This window comes from Pseudomonas sp. CH235 (genome assembly GCF_004368175.1).
Lineage (GTDB): Bacteria > Pseudomonadota > Gammaproteobacteria > Pseudomonadales > Pseudomonadaceae > Aquipseudomonas > Aquipseudomonas paraglycinae.
Genome location: NZ_RRZJ01000004.1, coordinates 20285 through 39742, shown reverse-complemented (window position 1 = coordinate 39742; position 19458 = coordinate 20285). Strand labels below are relative to the sequence as shown.

Annotated in this window: 18 protein-coding genes; 12 read left to right on the top strand and 6 right to left on the bottom strand. The window is 60.3% G+C overall.

The genetic code is table 11. From position 1 onward, the window contains the following. Positions 1-208 precede the first annotated feature (208 nt). From EIY71_RS05760 to EIY71_RS05740, 5 genes are all read left to right on the top strand, one after another. Positions 209-1420, top strand: a complete 1212-nt coding sequence (locus EIY71_RS05760; protein ID WP_134020894.1) for an MFS transporter — start codon at positions 209-211, stop codon at positions 1418-1420. A 100-nt stretch (positions 1421-1520) separates the two neighbouring features. Next, on the top strand, positions 1521-2447 hold the full coding sequence (locus EIY71_RS05755) for a DUF72 domain-containing protein (protein WP_102686401.1): 927 nt from the start codon (positions 1521-1523) through the stop codon (positions 2445-2447). Then, complete coding sequence (locus tag EIY71_RS05750) at positions 2444-3241, top strand: endonuclease/exonuclease/phosphatase family protein (protein WP_102686402.1); 798 nt, start codon at positions 2444-2446, stop codon at positions 3239-3241. Before EIY71_RS05755 ends, EIY71_RS05750 begins: the two co-directional genes overlap by 4 nt. Beyond that, on the top strand, positions 3238-4524 hold the full coding sequence (gene clsB / locus EIY71_RS05745; protein ID WP_129972519.1) for a cardiolipin synthase ClsB: 1287 nt from the start codon (positions 3238-3240) through the stop codon (positions 4522-4524). Before EIY71_RS05750 ends, clsB begins: the two co-directional genes overlap by 4 nt. Continuing rightward, the gene (locus tag EIY71_RS05740; protein WP_134020892.1) at positions 4521-5510 is read left to right on the top strand and encodes a lysylphosphatidylglycerol synthase domain-containing protein; all 990 of its coding nucleotides are present in this window, start codon (positions 4521-4523) and stop codon (positions 5508-5510) included. The genes clsB and EIY71_RS05740 overlap by 4 nt, the downstream gene beginning before the upstream one ends. Here the strand turns inward: EIY71_RS05740 and EIY71_RS05735 are convergent, their stop codons facing one another. The 4 genes from EIY71_RS05735 to EIY71_RS05720 all read right to left on the bottom strand — a co-directional run bounded on the left by EIY71_RS05735 (position 5511) and on the right by EIY71_RS05720 (position 12089). Continuing rightward, positions 5511-6269 carry a S9 family peptidase gene (locus tag EIY71_RS05735; RefSeq protein WP_007955615.1) on the bottom strand — a complete coding sequence of 253 codons (759 nt, stop codon included), beginning with the start codon at positions 6267-6269 and terminating at the stop codon, positions 5511-5513. Next, the gene (locus EIY71_RS05730; protein WP_134020890.1) at positions 6259-7365 is read right to left on the bottom strand and encodes a DUF3182 family protein; all 1107 of its coding nucleotides are present in this window, start codon (positions 7363-7365) and stop codon (positions 6259-6261) included. The genes EIY71_RS05735 and EIY71_RS05730 overlap by 11 nt, the downstream gene beginning before the upstream one ends. 270 nt (positions 7366-7635) lie before the next feature. Next, positions 7636-11043, bottom strand: a complete 3408-nt coding sequence (locus EIY71_RS05725; protein ID WP_134020888.1) for a hypothetical protein — start codon at positions 11041-11043, stop codon at positions 7636-7638. A gap of 71 nt (positions 11044-11114) precedes the next feature. Continuing rightward, complete coding sequence (locus tag EIY71_RS05720; RefSeq protein WP_134020886.1) at positions 11115-12089, bottom strand: GlxA family transcriptional regulator; 975 nt, start codon at positions 12087-12089, stop codon at positions 11115-11117. A 101-nt stretch (positions 12090-12190) separates the two neighbouring features. Here EIY71_RS05720 and EIY71_RS05715 point away from each other — a divergent pair, with 101 nt between their 5' ends. From EIY71_RS05715 to EIY71_RS05685, 7 genes are all read left to right on the top strand, one after another. After that, entirely contained in the window at positions 12191-12745 is a 555-nt protein-coding gene (locus tag EIY71_RS05715) for a cysteine hydrolase family protein (protein WP_134020884.1), read from the top strand. Between the two features lie 153 nt (positions 12746-12898). Next, on the top strand, positions 12899-13567 hold the full coding sequence (locus EIY71_RS05710; RefSeq protein WP_085747598.1) for a YjfI family protein: 669 nt from the start codon (positions 12899-12901) through the stop codon (positions 13565-13567). A 17-nt stretch (positions 13568-13584) separates the two neighbouring features. Further along, positions 13585-14283 carry a PspA/IM30 family protein gene (locus EIY71_RS05705; RefSeq protein WP_085747597.1) on the top strand — a complete coding sequence of 233 codons (699 nt, stop codon included), beginning with the start codon at positions 13585-13587 and terminating at the stop codon, positions 14281-14283. 125 nt (positions 14284-14408) lie between these two features. Further along, positions 14409-15059 carry a DUF2491 family protein gene (locus EIY71_RS05700; RefSeq protein WP_134020882.1) on the top strand — a complete coding sequence of 217 codons (651 nt, stop codon included), beginning with the start codon at positions 14409-14411 and terminating at the stop codon, positions 15057-15059. 13 nt (positions 15060-15072) lie between these two features. Next, positions 15073-15498, top strand: a complete 426-nt coding sequence (locus tag EIY71_RS05695) for a DUF350 domain-containing protein (RefSeq protein ID WP_007955627.1) — start codon at positions 15073-15075, stop codon at positions 15496-15498. 17 nt (positions 15499-15515) lie between these two features. After that, positions 15516-16208 carry a DUF1190 domain-containing protein gene (locus tag EIY71_RS05690; RefSeq protein ID WP_085609134.1) on the top strand — a complete coding sequence of 231 codons (693 nt, stop codon included), beginning with the start codon at positions 15516-15518 and terminating at the stop codon, positions 16206-16208. Between the two features lie 2 nt (positions 16209-16210). Further along, positions 16211-17368: a glutathionylspermidine synthase family protein gene (locus EIY71_RS05685; RefSeq protein WP_134020879.1), complete on the top strand. Its 1158-nt coding sequence runs from the start codon at positions 16211-16213 to the stop codon at positions 17366-17368. A 76-nt stretch (positions 17369-17444) separates the two neighbouring features. Here EIY71_RS05685 and EIY71_RS05680 read toward each other — a convergent pair whose 3' ends face one another. Together EIY71_RS05680 and EIY71_RS05675 are read right to left on the bottom strand one after the other, a co-directional pair. Continuing rightward, complete coding sequence (locus tag EIY71_RS05680) at positions 17445-17963, bottom strand: single-stranded DNA-binding protein (RefSeq protein ID WP_134020877.1); 519 nt, start codon at positions 17961-17963, stop codon at positions 17445-17447. Between the two features lie 9 nt (positions 17964-17972). Next, complete coding sequence (locus EIY71_RS05675) at positions 17973-19370, bottom strand: MFS transporter (RefSeq protein ID WP_134020874.1); 1398 nt, start codon at positions 19368-19370, stop codon at positions 17973-17975. Positions 19371-19458: the final 88 nt, after the last annotated feature.

Sequence of the window (19458 nt, the reverse complement as noted above, 5' to 3'; positions counted from 1 at the left end):
AAACCTGAGTACGGCTCGGTGTATCACGTCGGCGTAACTTAAAAGGGCACATCGATCAGTCCCCTCTCCCTCGGGGAGAGGGTTAGGGTGAGGGCGGGCTTTTGATCTTTGCTCTCAGGTCAAATATCAAATGCCCATCCCTGTATTTTTTTCACCCCCTCCAAACCCCGACACTGCGCTTCATTCAATCCCCCACCGGAGTGCCGTGATGCCCATTGCCCTGCTCGCGCTGACCCTCAGCGCTTTCGCCATCGGGACGACCGAGTTCGTCATCGTTGGCCTGCTTCCTACCATCGGCGCCGATCTCGGCGTCAGCCTGCCGTCCGCCGGTCTGCTGGTCAGTCTCTATGCCCTCGGCGTAGCCATCGGTGCGCCGGTGCTGACCGCCCTCACCGGCAAAGTCCCGCGCAAACTGTTGCTGCTGTCGCTGATGGTGCTGTTCACCCTCGGCAACCTGCTGGCCTGGCTGGCGCCAAGTTATGAATCACTGGTGCTGGCGCGGATCGTCACGGGTCTGGCCCATGGCGTGTTCTTCTCCATCGGCTCGACCATCGCGACCAGCCTGGTGCCCAAGGAAAAAGCCGCCAGTGCGATTGCGATCATGTTCACCGGCCTGACCGTGGCGCTGGTCACCGGCGTGCCGCTGGGCACGTTCATCGGTCAGCATTTCGGCTGGCGTGAAACCTTCCTCGCCGTGTCGGCACTCGGCGTGATCGCGTTCATCGGCAGCTTGCTGTACGTGCCGAAAAACATCGCCCACAGCAAACCAGCCTCGCTGTTGCAGCAATTGCAGGTGCTCAAGCAACCGCGCCTGTTGCTGGTGTACGCCATGACCGCCATCGGTTACGGCGGTTCGTTCATCGCCTTCACATTCCTGGCGCCGATCCTTCAGGACCTCTCCGGCTTCAGCGCCAGCACTGTCAGCCTGGTGTTGCTGGTGTACGGCGTGTCGGTCGCGGTCGGCAACCTCTGGGGCGGCAAACTGGCGGACAAGCGCGGGCCGATCAGTGCACTGAAAATCATCTTCGCCCTGCTTGCCGCCGTGCTGTTCGTGCTCACCTTCACCGCTGGCAACCCATGGCTGGCGCTGGCCACCGTGCTGGTCTGGGGCGCAGTCGCCTTCGGCAACGTGCCGGGCTTACAGGTATATGTGGTGCGTCAGGCTGAACATCACACACCGCACGCCGTGGACGTGGCATCGGGCCTGAACATTGCCGCGTTCAACCTCGGAATTGCCGGTGGCGCGTGGGGTGGCGGTTTGATCGTCGAGCACATCGGCCTGATCCATACCGCGTGGATTGGCGGCCTGGTGGTGCTGGTGGCGCTGGCCCTGACCGCCTGGAGCGGTCGCCTCGATCGCCTGGGCCCGGTGTACGCCGAACCCGCCGAAGGCTCGGCCCGGATTGTCACTGGGCACTGATCCGGCAGCCCGACCGTCCGTAATCCCGTCGAAACTTTCCCCGACCGCCCGCAGTCATCCACAGACAGAGGCCGTATGGGGACTTTCGACGGGAGGCGGCATGGCTACGATTCACATCGGTATTTCAGGCTGGCGTTACGCCCCGTGGCGCGGGGACTTTTACCCCAAGGGGCTGGCGCAGAAACGCGAATTGCAGTTCGCCTCACGGGCGGTCAACAGCATCGAAATCAACGGATCGTTCTACGCCCTGCAACGGCCGGAACGCTACGCCCAGTGGTACGCCGAGACGCCGGATGACTTCGTGTTCAGCATCAAGGCGCCCCGCTTCATCACCCACATCCGCCGCCTGCGCGATATCGAAAAACCCTTGGCCAATTTCTTCGCCTCCGGGGTGCTGGAGCTGAAGGAAAAATTCGGTCCGGTCCTCTGGCAGTTCCCGCCCAACTTCACGTTCGACCCCGAACGTTTCGAAGCCTTTCTCGACCAGTTGCCCCACGACACCCAGGCTGCCGCCGAGCTCGCCCGCCAGCACGACTCACACCTGCACGGCCACGCGAGCTTGAAGGCCTACGGCAAAAAACCACTGCGCCATGCCGTGGAAATTCGCAACGACAGTTTCATCGACCCCGACTTCGTGCGCCTGCTCAAACGCTACAACACCGCGCTGGTGATTGCCGACACCGCCGGGAAATGGCCGTACCGCGAAGACCTCACCAGCGATTTCGTCTACCTGCGCCTGCACGGTGCCGAAGAACTTTACGCCAGCGGTTACACCCGTGCCGCCCTGCAACGCTGGGCCGAGCGGATCGACGCCTGGCACCACGGCCGGCAACCGGGCGACGCCCATTTGATTGCGCCGCGCCTGAAGCCTCGGACCCGTAAATCCCGCGAGGTGTTCTGCTACTTCGACAACGACATCAAGGTCCGCGCGCCTTTCGATGCCCGCAGTCTCCTGCAGCGTTTCGATCTGGATAAAAACCTCGAAACCGAGCCCGGTGAACCGGCCGCCGAAGGGGTACTCGCATGAGCATTCCCGAACCGCTCGGATTCACCGACGAGCAGTCCACGGTCATCACCACCGAGCGCCGTTTCACCGTGCTGACGGTCAACACCCACAAGGGTTTCACCGCACTGAACCGGCGTTTCATCCTGCCGGAATTGCGCGAAGCGGTGCGCAGCGTGTCCGCCGATGTAGTGTTTCTCCAGGAAGTCCACGGCACTCACGAACATCATCCCAAGCGCTACAACAATTGGCCGACGATGCCGCAGTACGAATTTCTCGCGGACAGTCTCTGGCCGCAGTTCGCCTACGGGCGCAACGCCGTGTATCCGGAGGGCGATCATGGCAATGCAGTGCTGTCGAAATTCCAGATCGTGCGCCATGACAACCTCGACGTTTCGATCAGCGGCCACGAAAACCGTGGCCTGTTGCACTGCGTGCTGCGCCTGCCGGGAGATGACCGTGAAGTGCATGCGATCTGCGTCCATCTGGGCCTGCGCGAAAGTCATCGCAACGATCAACTGCGCCTGCTGCGAGAACGTCTGGCCGAACTGCCTGATGACGCGCCGGTGATCGTCGCCGGTGATTTCAACGACTGGCGCCAGCGCGCCGATGCCTTGCTTGAACCCTGTGGCCTGCGTGAAGTATTTGCGGCGCATCACGGCCGGTCGGCGCGCAGCTTTCCCGCACGTCTGCCATTGCTGCGCCTTGACCGGATCTACGTGCGCAACCTCAAGGCCAGTCAGCCAAAAGTGCTGGCGAACCGTCCCTGGTCACACCTTTCCGACCACGCACCGCTATCGGTGGAGATTGAACTATGAGCAGTGCACCGTTGGAGAAATCTGCTGTGGAGCCCGTCAGCATCACCCCGCCCGTGCGCGAGCCGGGCACCGTCGATGTCGAGTATCGCTGGCAGGGCAACAACCGGATCGAGCTGCTGGAAAACGGCGAGGAATATTTCCCCCGGGTGTTCGAAGCGATGCGCGCGGCGAAAAGCGAAATCCTGCTGGAGACCTTCATCGTCTTCGAAGACAAGGTCGGCAAGGAATTGCAGGAGATTCTGATCGATGCCGCCCGGCGTGGTGTGCGCACCACCGTCAGCTTCGACGGCTTCGGTTGCGGCGAATTGAGCACCGGCTATCTCGCCGCGCTGAGTGAAGCCGGCGTGCATCTGCAAATCTTCGATCCGGCCCCCAAACACCTGGGCATTCGCACCAACTGGTTCCGGCGGTTGCATCGCAAGATTGTGGTGGTCGACGGGTTGGTCGCATTCATTGGCGGGATCAATTTTTCCGGTGATCACCTGGCCGATTTCGGTCCTGAAGCGAAGCAGGATTATTCGGTGGAGATTCAGGGCCCGGCGGTGGCCGACATCCATCATTTCGCTTTGCTGCAAAGCGGCCGACCGGGACGGGCGAGATTCTGGTGGCAGCGTCGCCGGCAACGGCGTGCCGAGATGGCGTTCGACGATCACGACGGTCAGGTGCGTCTGGTGTTCCGCGACAACGACCGGCACCACACGGATATCGAAGACGTTTATTTGCAGGTACTGCGCCGCGCCCAACGGCGGGTGGTGATCGCCAACGCCTACTTCTTTCCCGGCTATCGCCTGCTGCGCGAGATTCGCAATGCGGCCCGGCGTGGGGTCGAAGTGCGGCTGATTCTGCAGGGGCAGCCGGACATGCTGGTGGCCAAACTTGCCGCGCGCATGACCTATGACTACCTGCTCAAGGCCGGGGTGCAGATTCACGAATATTGCGAGCGGCCACTACACGGCAAAGTGGCGCTGGTGGACGAGGAATGGAGCACCGTCGGCTCGAGCAATCTTGACCCGCTGAGCCTGTCGCTGAACCTGGAAGCCAACGTACTGATCCGCGACCGCGCCTTCAATCGCCACCTGTTCGAACGCCTCGAAGATCTCAGCCACAATCACTGCAAGGCGATGGACGCCGCGAAGTCGCCGCGCGGGCGGATCTGGCACATGACCGTGGGCTTTCTGGTGTTTCACTTCCTGCGGCATTTCCCGGCGATGGCCGGCTGGCTGCCGGCGCACAAGCCACGGCTCAAACCCTTCACCCACGCCGCCGGGAGCGATCCGTCATGAGCCATTCCGAAGCCCACGCGGCGGTGCATCCGGCACCGGCGGGCAAGTCCCGCTGGAGCCGCTGGAAACGTCCGCTGACCCTGCTGTTTTTCCTTGCGCTGATCGTTTTGCTGACGATGTTCGCCAGTCGTATTGAATGGGCCGAGGTGCTGCAAACCCTCGCCGACTTCAAGGTGCGCACGCTGATCATCGCCTCCAGCCTGACCCTGCTGAGCTTTCTGGTGTACGCCAGTTTCGACCTGATCGGCCGCACTTACATTCGTCAGGACCTGACGTGGAAACAGATCCTGCCGGTGGGCGTCATCAGCTATGCGTTCAACCTCAATCTGAGCGCGTGGGTCGGCGGGATCGCCATGCGCTATCGGTTGTATTCGCGACTCGGGGTGAGCAAAAGCAACATCGCCAAGATCCTCGGCCTGAGCCTGGCGACCAACTGGTTCGGCTACATGACCATCGCCGGCGTGGTGTTCAGCAGCGGACTGGTGCGCATGCCACCGGGCTGGAAAATCAGCAGCGGTGCGTTGCAGGGCATTGGCGTGTTGCTGCTGTTGGTCAGTGTCGGCTATCTGGTCGCCTGCCAGTTTTCCCGGCGGCGCGAGTGGTCGATTCGCGGGGTGGAGATCAACCTGCCGTCGCTGCGCATGGCGGTCCTGCAATTGCTGCTCGGGGCGCTGAACTGGTCGCTGATGGCGGCGGTGATTTTCACCTTGCTACCGAGCAAACTCGACTATCCGCTGGTGCTCGGGGTGCTGTTGATCAGCGCGATTGCCGGTGTCATCACCCACATTCCCGCCGGGCTCGGCGTGCTGGAAGCAGTGTTCGTGGCGCTGCTGCAACACGAGGCTTCGCGCGGCAGTCTGGTGGCGGGGCTGCTGGCCTATCGGGCGATCTATTTCCTGCTGCCGCTGCTGATCACCGTGCTGATGTATCTGGTGGTGGAAGCCAAGGCCAAGGCGTTGCGGATCGAGAAGAAACCCAAGTCCTGATCAGCGCGACTGAATGATGCTCAACCGCTCGCCCACCACCATTTCGGTGATCCAGTCGACGAGGATCGAGGTGTAGGCCTGCTGCGAGGTCGGGTCGCTCAGGGCATGGTCGGCGCCGTCGATGATGCGGTGGGTCAGCGAGTGGGTCTGCTGGCACGCGGCGCGGTAACTCATGATCGTCGCGTGGGGCACGTAGTCATCGGTTTCCGACTGCACCAGCAGCACGTCCCCGGTGAATTGCGAGCAGGCGTGCAAGGCGCGGTTGCTGTCGGCGCGCACCAGGGTGCCGCGATAATCGCGCAGGTCGGCCTTGTCCAGATCGCGCTTTGGCGTGTGCCATTGTTCGTCGCGGTACAGCGCCGGCACCCGCAGCGCCAGCCAGCGCACCGGGCGCAGCGAGGTGAGGATCGAGGCTAGATAACCGCCGTAGCTGGTGCCCACCACCGCGATGGCCGAGGTGTCCAGCGCCGGATGGGCGAGCAGCCGATCGTAGGCCGCCAGCAAGTCACGCAGGTTGTCTTCACGGGTGACCCGGCTCAGCGGAATGCCGGTGCCGCCGGTGTGTCCGCGCAAATCGAACGTCAGACACACGCAGCCCAGGCCGGCGATGCCTTTGGCCCGTTCCAGATCCCGCTCCTGACTGCCACCCCAGCCATGCACGAACAACACGCCGGGGACTTTCGATTTGGGACTGAGGAATGTCCCGCTCATCTGTTCATCATCAATGTCGATTTGAATGCTTTCGCTTCTAGCCGTCATAGGATTTGACCGTTACGTATTTGAGGAGAAAGTCGCTGTTCTCGGCCGGCCCGCGATACACCTCGATGGCATCCGCCGGCAGGGCCTGATCGGTATAGGTTTCCACCGATGACACGCGGATCGCGCGCATCGAAGGATCGTTGACGAAGCTTTGCAGCGCCGCCACTTCCGCGCTGCTGGCGCCGCCCATGCGCCAGGACTGTTCGAGAACGCCACTGCGCGGCCGGCCTTCGCTGTCCAGGCCCTGGGCGATGTCGTAATTGCGCCGCGAGGCATAGAAACGCGGATAGGCTTCGTCCGCCGCCCGGTCGAACACCTGCGCCTGCTGAATGGCCAGACGCACGTCGTCGGGCAGATCCAGCGCCAGCAGATCCTCGTAACCGCCCTGCACCACCAGCAGGTTCGAGCCTCCGTACACCTCTTCGCCGTGGGCGTCCTTGGTCAAGTATTGATCACCGCAGTAACTCAGCACCCTGCCGCCGATGAACGACTGACCGACGCTGTGGGTAACCACCTGACTCAAATCCTGCTCCAGCACCACGCCATCGCTGAACAGTTCTCCGGCCTCGGGTCGGGCGAGAATTTCGTCGAACGCATCCAGGCTCTTGATCACTTCCTGTCCGCGCCCGGCACAGGCGTGAATCGGCTTGATCCGGATCGGTCCGCTGTACAACAGATGTTCAGCGGCAGGCCGCGCATCCTCCAGCGCAAAGACGCTGAGCCCGTCCAGCACCACGGTGCGCACCCGCTCGGAAAACAATGGCGACCAGCCTTGCGGCGCGTGGGCCTGATGGCTGCGCAAACCGTGGCTGATGGCTTTGGTGCAGATGAAGTCGTGCTCGACGAAACCGCCCCACAGATCATCCGGACCGCTCACGCCCAGTTCGCGGGCCGCCGCGCCGACGAGGGTCTGGGTCGGCAACAGATATATATCCCTGCCACGATGCTTTTCAGCGTCGTAACTGCCGCCGAACTTGAGGCCGAGGATCTGCGCCAGCCATCGCGCGAGGGCTTTGTTGGTCTGCACTTCATGCTGTGGCGCGCCGGGTCGAACCGAGTGGGCGACCACTATTTTGTTGCGAGGTGTCGGGGCCATGCGTCCCCCTTCCAACGGCTCGATGAGTGTAGGTCAGAGAGTGCAGAGATCAGGCCAACGGTCGCTGATGAAAAAAGATATATGTAATCAGTAGATTGAGGGATAGGCGATGGCATCTGGCCTTGTCTGTTTTGCACGACTGCCCTGATATGTCCTGCATTTTGCACGAATTCAATCAAGGACAGCTGTGGCCCATGCTTTTCGACTGGCGTTGCGGATTGACGAGCGGGTCCACCCTTGCATAGGAAGACCCGCCAGGTTGACACGTGGCTATTGGTCAATCACGCCAACAGTGTGCACAGCGGAGGAAGTACCGGCGAAGGATCGAGCCCTCTCTAAAATCCGCTCAATCCTCTGTTCGTCGACTCCACTAAGTTCGGCACGGATCACCGTACGTTCACTAGGCATGTCAGGACGTTTACTCATCAATCCGCCGAGCCACTCTGGCACTCTCGGGTTATCAATCAGAGCCGTCAGGAGTTTGAACTCAAGAAGCTCCAGATTCTCCTCGTCGGTCTCTCGCTCTATCAGCGTCTGGATGATCCGGGTTCGCAGGCATAAACCCTCCACGCTCTGCGCCTCAAGCTCCTCCGATGTACATGCATACACGATGTACCTGCGCGCGCCCTCATCTGTAGAGCGCAGGACCGCCTCGGTCAACTCAAACAAACCGTGCCATTCCAAGGGACTGTCAATCGCGATTCGAATGAAGGTTTCAACGATCGGAGAGATTGATATCACTGCCTCGGGTAACTGCTGCAAAGCCTGCATGAACAAAGGTTCCAGCACTTTGAACTGAGCCAGCACTTGATCTTGATTACCCAACCCATAGTGAAAGCCGCTCAATACCTGTGCAGGGACTTCACGCTGCAACGCCCTTTCGAAAATACGGAGGGCAAAAGCCTGGAATTGCACACCCGAATAGCTCATGCACACAGCCACATCGAAATCACATAAGCGTGGGCTATTGATCAACTTCAGCATTGCAGCGATGTCACCACCACGTCCCACGCCTCGCAAGCAAACTGCTTGTAACTCAGAATCCTCGTTGTCAGCCAACAGGTCGTTCATCGCAGCCGTGATTGCAGGTGTAGACGCGTTGTCTTGAAGACCGAGAGCCAACTCGTATTTGTCCTTCAAACTAAACAACCCAGAGGACAATATCTGTCCCATCCTGGCTGCCACTTGATCGCTGTAATCTCTGGCAATCAACCGCAACATCAGCAATTGCTTGCGACTTTCGGAGTGTGCCAATGCCTGCAGCGCAGGCCAGATTCGAGTTTCGGCCCCAAGGAAGAACAAGCCTTGAGCGAGATCTCCCATATTCGCTTCATTGCAATCCTCGAAGGGCTGCTGCGAATCGAATCGCTCCACTAGAAAATGCCAGGCATCAACTTCAGGTTCCTGCAAGACAACCAACATTCGCTTACGCCAAGGCGTTACATGAAAATGCGAAGCCCGGAAACGCTTTTCCCAATGTTTCGGGCGCCAGTCATAGCCTGACTCCGTAGGTGCCAGTGTCCACAGCAGCCGAAGCCTTTGCTCACCACTCCAGCGCTCGGATCCCAATAGATCAATCAAGGCATTACCGGAGCCGAGATACAACAGAACACTGTTGCCGCCAGAGCCCTCCCCCAACGCTCTCGCCAAAGGTTCCAGCGAGCTCCAATCCGGCAGTGCCTCAAACAACGAGCAGGCCAGACCGCGAGCCATGTACATCTGCAGACTCTTCGAATATTCGATCAGTCGCTTCAATTGCTCGATGGCCTGATGTTCATCGCGCATTGCCAAATCCAGCAACGCAAACCGTAACGCTCCCATTTTCAACGGGAAGGCTTTCAGCTGCTCCATATCCGTAATGGCTTGTTTTACATCCAAATACCGGCCTTGCAGACGCTCGGAAATCTTGTCCGGTTCGACACGCAGCACACCCTGCGTCTCGACGATAAAATTGCCGCGCCGGAGTGCCTCATAGGCCAATCTGTCGAAACCAGGCATAGCGAGCACTTCGTTACGACTCAGCACACCCTGCTCCGAATCTGCCAGCGCTCTGGACAACAGCTCGATGAAAAGGCTCAGGTGCTCATCGAGAAGGTCCGCTCGGATATTCACCTCGCTGATGCGCCGCAGGATAAACCGCTCGACAATTTGCACCTCAGACAGCAAAACGTCACCGCGCTCCTGAATTTGTGCGCAGAACGACATCATGCTCGGATGAGGGTATTGAGCCAGCGCGGGATCACCCAAACGGTCGGCAGCGGTACGAGCCTCCTCGCCGGTAAAATCCTTGAGCTGCACCTGCCAGAAATCCTTCTGCGGATGATAGATACAAGGCGACAACTCCAGAGTGGACCTGAGCCGTATCATGGTTTCCGGGCGCCCGGTCAATATGACTTGCAGCCTGGATTGCGTCAGTTGCGCAAGAGTGGCGTCCATCCATCGGCTTAAACTCTGACTGAACGAAGGCGCCCGATCCAGGCCATCAAGGATGACCAGAATGTCTGTGTGGTTGAGCCACTCGACAAGCTCGACCGTAGGCAATGGGTGGCCGCCATGTTCTCGAATGTACTGGCCGACAAGTCGAATCAGCGTCGCATTCAGACTCGCATCGCTGCCTTCAAGGCTTTCTGCGGCAATCAGCAATGTCGGCCGGTCCACTGCCGTTTTGCCACGGTGTGCACACCAACAGCTTTTTCCCTGGCCCGAACCGCCACTGATCACCATCAATTTGCTTGAGGAGACGCGAAAATCCACAAAATGCTGGTCGAGCTCCACGCGCGGCACATACAGATCGGGAACAAAGTGCCCTAACGCCGTTAACTCGTCGACCCGCTGCCCGGTCATGCCCCTGAGGACATCTTCAAGTTGCACCTGCACGCCCGCCAGCGATAGACGGCGATGAGACACCTCAATCTGATGACGTCCTAGAACGCTCCAGAATCCCCAGCGGTCCAAAGATTTTCTGAGCGTCGCAATATCCAGACAGGTTGAATTCAATAACGTCCAGGCCTGTCGGGCCTGCTGCGGATTGACGACCTGCCGCAGGCTTTCGATTGCTTGGTATTCCTGAGATCCATCGAGTGTTTCAAAGATGCTGAGATGGGTGCAGCCCAGAAAATCGCGGAACCGACGGGTGATGTCTTGCGCGGACTTCTGAAGTACTTTCGACTCATTTTCGAAACACGTGCGGAGCCGCTTTAAAGCCTTTTTCGTAACTTCACTCGTAGCGCTGCCTTCAAGATCCGCACCACTCGCCAAATCGTGGCAAGTACGCAAAATGTTGCGTACCGCTACCCTGACCGTGTCAGAAGCTGACTGGTCGGTAGCGATTACGAGCCGATCTCTCGTACAGGAAAAGCTGTCGCTCCAGAACTGCCGGACCAATTGAGCCATGGCCTTGTCGAACTCAGGGCCGAGCTTCAGCCCATGCTTGATCTGAATGTAAACAGTACCCTCAGGCAAGAGCTGCAAGACAAGATCATCGACATGAGTCGAGCTCTCGCATGTGATGGAGGCAAGACTATGCTCGTCGCTCAACTTCCAAGGCAGCGACCCCCCCTTGCCGAGTAATAGTTGAACTGCGCACCATGCGCCAACCGAGCCTGCATAGACGGCGCCTACCGTGCTGGCAGCGCCGCCAGCAGAACCGCGCGAATTGTTGTCGAAGGAGTTGTTCATTTACGTCCTTGTTGGCATTGCCTGAAAGGCGAGGGCAGGCCGGAAAACCAGAGTTAGTGCCTTACTGATAGCTACATGCTACCAAATCGCGTGCGGTATTCACTCGGCGCCAGCCCGGTGATTTTCTTGAACGTCGCGCGAAAGGCTCCCGGATCCTGATAGCCCACCGTCCACGCAATGTGGTCGATGGTGCCGTTGGTGAACTCGAGCATTTCCCGGGCCTTGCCGACCCGCAGGTGTTGGCAGTATTCGGTGGGTTTCAGGCCGGTCGCCGCGCGGAAACGGCGCAGGAAAGTACGTTCTTCCAGGCCCGCGCGCTCGGCCATCGCCGTCAGTGAGACATCGGTCGCGCCATTGCCTTGCAGCCAGTGCTGAACCTTGAGAATCGCCGCGTCGCCATGATTGAGGATCGGGGCGAAATTGCTGCCGCAGGCACTGGCGCTGTCGCTGTGTTCCACCACCAGGAACCGCGCGGTCGCGCTGGCGATGCTCGGCCCGAGCAGACGATCGACCAGCCGCAATCCCAGCTCCGACCAGGCCATCAATCCGGCCGTGGTGATCAGGTCGCCGTCATCGACAATCGGTGTGTCGGCCTTGAGTTTGATGTGCGGATAACGCTCGGCGAACGCCTTGGCTGACGTCCAGTGCGTGGTGGCGCTGCGACCGTCGAGCAGACCGCTTTCGGCCAGCAGCAGAGAACCCACGCACACCCCGCCGAGGGTGGCGCCGCGGGCGTGTTGCTCGCGCAGCCAGTGAATCAACCCGGCGGACACCTGGGCCGCCGAGAAACCACCAATGGACGGCGGAATCACGACCGCCACCAGACCCGCTTCGGCGCAGGGGTCGCTGTCGTGGACCCGTACCGGCGGCTGATCGCCCTCAACCTGCCAATGGCTGACGCGCAAGCGCGGCAACTGCGCACTCTGGTGCTCGGCAGCGACCCGGTTGGCCACCGCGAACAGGTCAGTCAAACCATGCACCGCCGCCATCTGCGCGCCGGGATAGATCAGCACACCCAGTTCGACGACCGCCGGTTTCGCGTCCATTGTCAGTTTTCCCCTGTGTATTGTCGGTGCGGCCAATCCTCGAAAACGTGGCCAGCGCCAATACTGAGCCCACACCCAACGTTCACTTCGAGGACACACCCATGGCCAAGCAAGCGCTCATCGTAGTCGATATCCAGAACGACTACTTCCCCCAAGGCAAGTGGCCGCTGGCCGGTGCCGACGCCGCAGCGGACAACGCCGCCCGGTTGATCGCGGCGTTCCGCGAGGCCGGTGATTTGGTGGTGCACATCCGCCACGAATTCACTTCGCCCGAAGCACCGTTTTTCACCCCGGGCTCCGAAGGCGCGAAACTGCATCCGAAAGTGCTCAACCGCGCCGATGAGCCGGTAGTGCTCAAGCACTTCGTCAATTCATTCCGCGAAACAGAGCTGCAATCGATCCTCGATGAACAAGGCATCAAAGAGTTGGTAGTGGTCGGTAGCATGAGCCACATGTGCGTCGACGGCATCACCCGCGCAGCGGCAGATCTGGGTTACACCGTCACGGTGATCCACGATGCCTGCGCCAGCCGCGATCTGGAATTCAACGGCCTGACCGTTCCCGCCACCCACGTGCATGCGGCGTTCATGTCGGCGCTGGGGTTTGCCTACGCCAGCGTGGTGTCCACCGACGAGTTCCTCGTCGCCAGCCACTGAGCCCTGCTCTGATACAACCAGAAAAACCTGCGCCCGCCTCGTTGCGGGCGTTTTTTCGCGTGTCATGAAAATCTCACGCGTGAGCCATTGATGGCATTTTGATTTGGTTGTAGTGTTGCTCACGCGTGAGATGTTCATAACGGAGTCATCGCCATGAAAAGCCGCTCCCCCGCTACAGCGTCAGAGAGCCCAAAGGGAGTGCGCTCGACACCGTCCGCGAAAAAACCGTCGAGCTTCTACATGAAGCAGATGCGCGCGGGCCTGGCTGCCGCCGGTTATGTGAAACACGAAACTTGGGTGCTTCCGGAAAACCGAAGCTTGCTCAAGCAAATGGAGCAACAGCTACGCCAACCGATTCTGGCTGGCTCTTTCATGTCGGAGAATTACATGAGCGCAGGCAACAACTGGAACATCGATAGCCTCTACAACGCTTTCAAGGCGCTGGACGAGGTGGCTTCGCAAGAAATCACGCTGTCTCTGATCCAGAGCTCCGAACCCAGCCTCAAGCTGGAAATGAACGAATTCGGCGGTCTGCCGATTCACATCGCCATCGCCGGCCAGCAGATCATCGTCGACACCGTGCTGGTGGACATTGATTCGATCACCGACGTACGCGCGTTCAACGACGCCGTGCTGCGCAGCCGGGAAATGTTCCCGCTGTCGTCGATCGGCATCGAAACCATGCCCAATGGCCAGACCGTCTACAACATGTTCGGTGCACTGAGTGCCGATTCGAGCCTAACCAACGTAGTCACCGAGGTGAAAACCCTGGTCGACAACGTGCAGCGCGCCAGCGAAGCCTTCGAACACTTCTTCAAGTAATCAACAGGGAAAATCCAATGACTCAGTCCATCTGGAACAAGTTGTTCACCGCGCTGCGCGGCGGCGCCAATGAAGTCGGCGAAGCGATCGTTGACCAACAGGCCCTGCGCATCCTCGATCAGGAAATCCGTGACGCCGACAGCGCCCTGTCCAACGCCCGTCGCGAACTGGTCACCATCATGGCCAAGCACAAGCTGTCCGCCGACCGCGTGAGCGAGTACGACGCCAAGATCAAGGACCTGGAAGCCAAGGCTGTTTCCGCCCTGAACGCCGGCCGCGAAGATCTGGCGATGGAAGTGGCCGAAGCAATTTCGACCCTGACCAACGACCTGACCACCGAGAAGGCCCAGAGCGACGAGTTCGGCACCTACGCCGACAACATGCGCAAGGACATCAACAAGGCCGAAGCGCGGATCAAGAGCCTGCGCCAGCAAGTGGACATGGCCAAGGCCCGTGAAAGCGTGCAGAAGGCTCAGGTCAGCGCTTCGATCGCCAGCGGCGGCGCCAACGGCAAACTGGAAACCGCCGTCGGCACCCTGAACCGTCTGCAGGAAAAGCAAAAGCAACGTGCCGCCGAGCTGAATGCTCAGGACGAACTGGCCGATGCCACGACCGGCAACGACCTGGACCGCAAGCTGCGCGAAGCCGGCATCACGCCGAACGAAGGCAGCGCCAACGCCATCCTCGAGCGTCTGAAGCAGAAGTCCGCCCAGTAACGGCGGCCAGAAAAAGAAGGGCACCGCGTGCCCTTCTTTTTTTTGCCTGCTCGTTCGCCGCGCGGCCCGGTACACTAGCGGCGTTTTGCCAACGAATACCTCCACCCGCTTCAAGGAATGTACCCATGGGATGGTTCAAAGATTTGCTCGGCACCAGCAACCGGCAGTCGGCGGCGTCGACCTCCGAGTCTGCCGGTGGCCCGCTCGGACTGGCGCAGGGCAAGGCGATCCGCTTCGACACGACCCTCGGCCTGTTGCTCGACGGCAGCACCTCGGTACGTGTTCCCGACGCCCAGGCCATCTGGAGCGCCGGCTGGATCGACCTCGGTCAGTCGAACAAACTGCATCGCTACTATCTGAACGATGAAGAGTTCTGGGTACAAGTCCATGTCACCGGCGACGACCAGATCGAGTCGGTGACGCTGTTCAACTACCTCAGCTATGTGACGGTCAACAGTGACGCCGAATTGCAGCGCCTGGCCGGCCCGAACAGCCTGATCGGCCTGCCGACCTACTGCCACGAAGGTGTCGAATACACTCGTGAATGGGGCACCGAACGCGGCCAGACCGAACTGGTGCCGCTCACCGAACAGGTGATCAACCCGGACGAGTCCTACACCATCAACCATCACTCGATGCTTTACGCCCGGGAGACCGGCCTGACCGATCGCCGCGAGCTCTTGCTGTTCTCCGTCGAACAGGACGAAGAAGGCACCGTCAGCCTGAGCACCTCGCTGGGCATCTCGCTGTACACCACCGATTTGAGCACTATCTAAAAGGAAGTTTTCCATGCTGGAAGCGTTGTCCATTTCCCTGAACAAAGCCGCGCTGGTCGGTTTCGTTGCCTACCTGATCGGCGCCGTGCTGCTGTTCATGCTGTTTCAGTTCGTCTACACCCGCGTCACGCCGCACAAGGAATTCGAGCTGATCCGTTCCGGCAACGTCGCCGCCGCCATTGCCCTGTCCGGCGCGATCATCGGCTTCGCGATTCCGGCGAGCAACGTGATCGCCCATTCGATCAACGTGCTCGACTTCGTGCTCTGGGCGGTGATCGCGGCTGTGGTGCAATTGCTGGCCTTCCTGGCGACCGGGCTGGTGCTAAAAGGCACGTCCCAACGCATCGCCAACGGTGAAATCGCCGCGGGCATTTATGTGGCGGCGGTGGCAATCAGCGTCGGCATGCTCAACGCCGCGTGCATGACCCCGTCCTACTGATCGGCAGGAAGCCTGAGATGAAACGAAGCAAGTACGTTCAACTGTCGCTGGCCGCTTCGGTGGCCCTGGCGATTTCCGGTGAAGTGGCCGCCCAGGAACAGCAACGCAACTTCCAGAGTGTCGAACAATGCGTCGACGCCGAACTGGCGCCGGATGTCTGCTCGAATGCCTACGTCGCCGCCCTGGCCGAACACCGGCGGATCTCCCCGGCCTACGACGACAAGGCTGCCTGCGACGCGGACTTTGCTGCTGACTGGTGTCAGAAAAATTCCGCCGGCCGTTTCGTGCCGAAACTCGGTGGCTTCAAGGTGCCGCAGGACGGTGAGCCGGCGCAGAACCTCGATGCGATCGCCAATGCACAGATGCCGGCGGGTGATGCGGCTGCCGTGCAGAGCAATCAGACAAGTACCTCGCACTCATCCAGCGGTGCAGGCAACGGCTGGCTCACCGGATGGCTGATCGGCAATGCCATGAGCAACAACCGCGCGAGCGACTCGCGGCCGGTTTATCGTGAGCGCAATACCCGCCAGACCTACGACACCTCGACGCTGAACCGTCGAATCGAGTCGGCACCGAGCCGCAGCCAGCGGGACTACGACAGCGATTACCGCAAACCGGTCAACGTCGCCTCGTCCACTTCCCGTGGCGGTTTCGGCAGCCAGTCCAGCGCACGCAGCGGTTGGGGCGGCTGGGGCCGTTCGAGCAGCTGACCATGAAGAAGATCCACTGCGCCGAGCGCCACGACTGGAAACAGACCGCCGAAAGCCTCGGTTTTCTGTTTCATACCATCGACGACGAGCCGTACTGGGACGAGCGCGCCTACTACCAGTTCACGCTCGCGCAGATCGAAAACGATCTGGAGGATCCGACCACCGAGTTGCACGAGATGTGCATGGATCTGGTCGACCGCGTCGTGCACAGCGAAGAACTGCTGGATCGTCTGAGCATTCCGGCACCGTACTACGACATGATCCGAACGTCCTGGCTGGAAGGTCATCCGCATCTGTACGGGCGCATGGACTTCTCCTACAGCGGCAACGGCCCTGCGAAGCTGCTCGAACTCAACTACGACACGCCCACCAGCCTTTATGAAGCAGCGGCGTTCCAGTGGGGCTGGCTGGAGCAATGCATCGAGCGCGGAATGCTGCCGCGCCATGCCGACCAGTTCAACAGCATCGACACCCGGCTGCACGAAGCCTTTGCTCAACTGAAACTGAAGCGGCCGTTTTACTTCGCCTCGATGAAAGACTCGGTCGAAGACAAGGGCACCACGGATTATCTGCGGCTGATCGCAGAGAAGGTCGGCATCGAATCGCGGCACATCGATATCGAAGACATCGGCCTGAGCGCTGAAGGCCGCTTCGTGGATCTCGAAGATCGCTGGATCCCGCACCTGTTCAAACTGCACGCCTGGGAATTCATCTTCCACGAGCCGTTCGGCGCGGCGATTGCCGAGTGCGACACGCAGTTTTTCGAACCGGCGTGGAAGTCGATCCTATCCAACAAGGGCGCCCTGCCCCTGCTATGGGAGTTTCATAAAGGCCACCCGAATCTGCTGGCTGCTCACCTCGATCCGAACCCGGGCAGTGCGGTGCCCAAGGGCTGGGTGCGCAAACCGTACTTCTCCCGGGAAGGCGCCAACATCGAGCTGCAGACCGCCGAAGGTCTGATCGTCAAAGAGGATGGGCCCTACACCGACGCGCCCTTCATCCTGCAGGAATTTGCCCCTTTGCCGAAGTTCGACGACAGCTACACGTTGATCGGTTCATGGGTAATCGGTGATCAGGCGGCGGGGATTGGCGTACGCGAAGACAACAGCCTTATCACCAAGGATTCGAGCCGGTTTCTGCCACATCTGATCCTTGATTGAAAAACCTGCGTGCATGAAAAAGGCCCGTCGCATTCAGCGACGGGCCTTTTTTGTTTAGCGCGGATACAGCAGCGAATCAGAACGGAATGTCGTCATCGAAGCTGTCGAAATCCGGAGCCGGTTGCGGTGCGGCCTGCTGTGGAGCCGGGGCCGAACGCTGCTGAGGTGCCGACCGCTGCGGACGCGGAGCCTGCTGGCGTGGCGCCTGCTGCTGGTAGTTGTTGCCACCGCCTTGTTGGTCGCCCTGTTGTGGACGGCCGCCGAGCAGTTGCATGGTGCCTTGCATGTCGACCACGATTTCAGTGGTATAACGCTTGATACCGTCTTTTTCCCACTCACGGGTCTGCAGCTTGCCTTCGATGTAAACCTGCGAACCCTTGCGCAGGTATTCGCCGGCGATTTCGGCAACCTTGCCGAACATCGATACGCGGTGCCACTCGGTCTTCTCGACCTTCTGACCGGTCTGCTTGTCGGTCCACTGCTCGCTGGTCGCCAGACTCAGGTTGGTCACGGCGTTACCGTTGGGCAGGTAGCGTACTTCGGGATCCTGGCCGCAAGTACCGACCAGAATGACTTTGTTAACCCCACGGGCCATAACGTTCTCCTAGGCTTCGCACGCAGTCTGCGCCGGGTTGTTCACCAGGCGTTCGAGAGTGGTGCGATCCATTAATTCGGTGTCCAGTTTGATGTAGATCGCCGCTTCATCAGCGACTATCACTGCATCAGTTACCCCTACGAGGGCCTTGAGACGCTCGACCAGACCCGCTTCGCGGATCGCTTCGGGCGACAACGGCAGGCGCAGGCTCGTCACGTAGGGAGGTTCGCGCATGGTAACAGCAAAGGCCAGCCAAAGTGCAGCCAGCCCGGCACATCCGAGGAACACAACCGACAGACCGCCATGCTGGAACATCCAGCCGCCGAGAATACCGCCGAGTGCCGAACCGAGGAACTGACTGGTGGAGTACACGCCCATGGCCGTGCCTTTGCCACCTGCCGGTGAAACCTTGCTGATCAGCGACGGCAGCGAAGCTTCCAGCAGATTGAACGCGGTGAAGAACACCACCGTCCCGATCACCAGAGCCCGCAGGCTGTCACCGAACTGCCAGAAGAATAGCTCAGTGAGCATCAGCGTCATCACGGAGCCGAGCAAAACTCGTTTCATTTTGCGTTTCTTCTCGCCGTAGATAATGAACGGGATCATGGCAAAGAAAGAAATCAGCAGTGCGGTGAGGTAGACCCACCAGTGCTGTTCCTTGGGCAGACCGGCCTTTTCAACCAACGCCAAAGGCAGTGCGACGAAGCTCGACATCAACATCGCATGTAACACAAAAATGCCCAGGTCCAGCCGCAGCAGGTCCGGGTGCTTGAGCGTCGGCATCAACGCCTGACGTGCAACGCCAGACTCGCGGTGGCTCAACGGCCCGGTGGATTTCGGCACCATGAACATCACGATCACGATCCCGACCAGTGCCATGCCACCGGTGGCGAGGAACAGGCCGGACAAGCCGAATGCACGGGTCAGCAGCGGGCCGACCACCATCGCCACGGCGAACGACAGGCCGATGGTCATGCCGATCATGGCCATGGCCTTGGTGCGGTGCTGCTCGCGGGTCAGGTCGGAGAGCAAGGCCATGACCGCCGCAGAAATAGCGCCGGCGCCCTGCAGGATCCGCCCGGCAATCACGCCCCAGATCGAATCGGCCTGAGCCGCCAGCACGCTGCCGAGGGCGAAGACGATCAGCCCCAGGTAAATCACCGGACGGCGACCGATGCGGTCGGAAATGATCCCGAACGGAATCTGGAAAATCGCCTGGGTCAGGCCGTAAGCGCCGATCGCCAGCCCGATCAGGGCCGGGGTCGCTCCCGCCAGATCCATGCCGTAGGTCGCCAGTACCGGCAACACCATGAACATGCCAAGCATACGGAAGGCGAACACCAGGGCCAGACCGCTCGCCGCGCGGGTCTCGCTGCCACTCATGCGTTCGCTGTGGGGATCGTGCATGGAAAAACCTCGTGTGAACCGGCGGCGATTCTACCAGTCCCATCGAGAGACGGGGTATATCGCGACGCTTTGACGCGTACAGATGAAA

Bases quoted from the DNA above. Each gene is read 5' to 3' on its own strand.
- EIY71_RS05760 (WP_134020894.1), top strand. From the start codon at position 209: ATGCCCATTGCCCTGCTCGCGCTGACCCTCAGCGCTTTCGCCATCGGG.
- EIY71_RS05755 (WP_102686401.1), top strand. From the start codon at position 1,521: ATGGCTACGATTCACATCGGTATTTCAGGCTGGCGTTACGCCCCGTGG.
- EIY71_RS05750 (WP_102686402.1), top strand. From the start codon at position 2,444: ATGAGCATTCCCGAACCGCTCGGATTCACCGACGAGCAGTCCACGGTC.
- clsB (WP_129972519.1), top strand. From the start codon at position 3,238: ATGAGCAGTGCACCGTTGGAGAAATCTGCTGTGGAGCCCGTCAGCATC.
- EIY71_RS05740 (WP_134020892.1), top strand. From the start codon at position 4,521: ATGAGCCATTCCGAAGCCCACGCGGCGGTGCATCCGGCACCGGCGGGC.
- EIY71_RS05735 (WP_007955615.1), bottom strand. From the start codon at position 6,269: ATGACGGCTAGAAGCGAAAGCATTCAAATCGACATTGATGATGAACAG.
- EIY71_RS05730 (WP_134020890.1), bottom strand. From the start codon at position 7,365: ATGGCCCCGACACCTCGCAACAAAATAGTGGTCGCCCACTCGGTTCGA.
- EIY71_RS05725 (WP_134020888.1), bottom strand. From the start codon at position 11,043: ATGAACAACTCCTTCGACAACAATTCGCGCGGTTCTGCTGGCGGCGCT.
- EIY71_RS05720 (WP_134020886.1), bottom strand. From the start codon at position 12,089: ATGGACGCGAAACCGGCGGTCGTCGAACTGGGTGTGCTGATCTATCCC.
- EIY71_RS05715 (WP_134020884.1), top strand. From the start codon at position 12,191: ATGGCCAAGCAAGCGCTCATCGTAGTCGATATCCAGAACGACTACTTC.
- EIY71_RS05710 (WP_085747598.1), top strand. From the start codon at position 12,899: ATGAAAAGCCGCTCCCCCGCTACAGCGTCAGAGAGCCCAAAGGGAGTG.
- EIY71_RS05705 (WP_085747597.1), top strand. From the start codon at position 13,585: ATGACTCAGTCCATCTGGAACAAGTTGTTCACCGCGCTGCGCGGCGGC.
- EIY71_RS05700 (WP_134020882.1), top strand. From the start codon at position 14,409: ATGGGATGGTTCAAAGATTTGCTCGGCACCAGCAACCGGCAGTCGGCG.
- EIY71_RS05695 (WP_007955627.1), top strand. From the start codon at position 15,073: ATGCTGGAAGCGTTGTCCATTTCCCTGAACAAAGCCGCGCTGGTCGGT.
- EIY71_RS05690 (WP_085609134.1), top strand. From the start codon at position 15,516: ATGAAACGAAGCAAGTACGTTCAACTGTCGCTGGCCGCTTCGGTGGCC.
- EIY71_RS05685 (WP_134020879.1), top strand. From the start codon at position 16,211: ATGAAGAAGATCCACTGCGCCGAGCGCCACGACTGGAAACAGACCGCC.
- EIY71_RS05680 (WP_134020877.1), bottom strand. From the start codon at position 17,963: ATGGCCCGTGGGGTTAACAAAGTCATTCTGGTCGGTACTTGCGGCCAG.
- EIY71_RS05675 (WP_134020874.1), bottom strand. From the start codon at position 19,370: ATGCACGATCCCCACAGCGAACGCATGAGTGGCAGCGAGACCCGCGCG.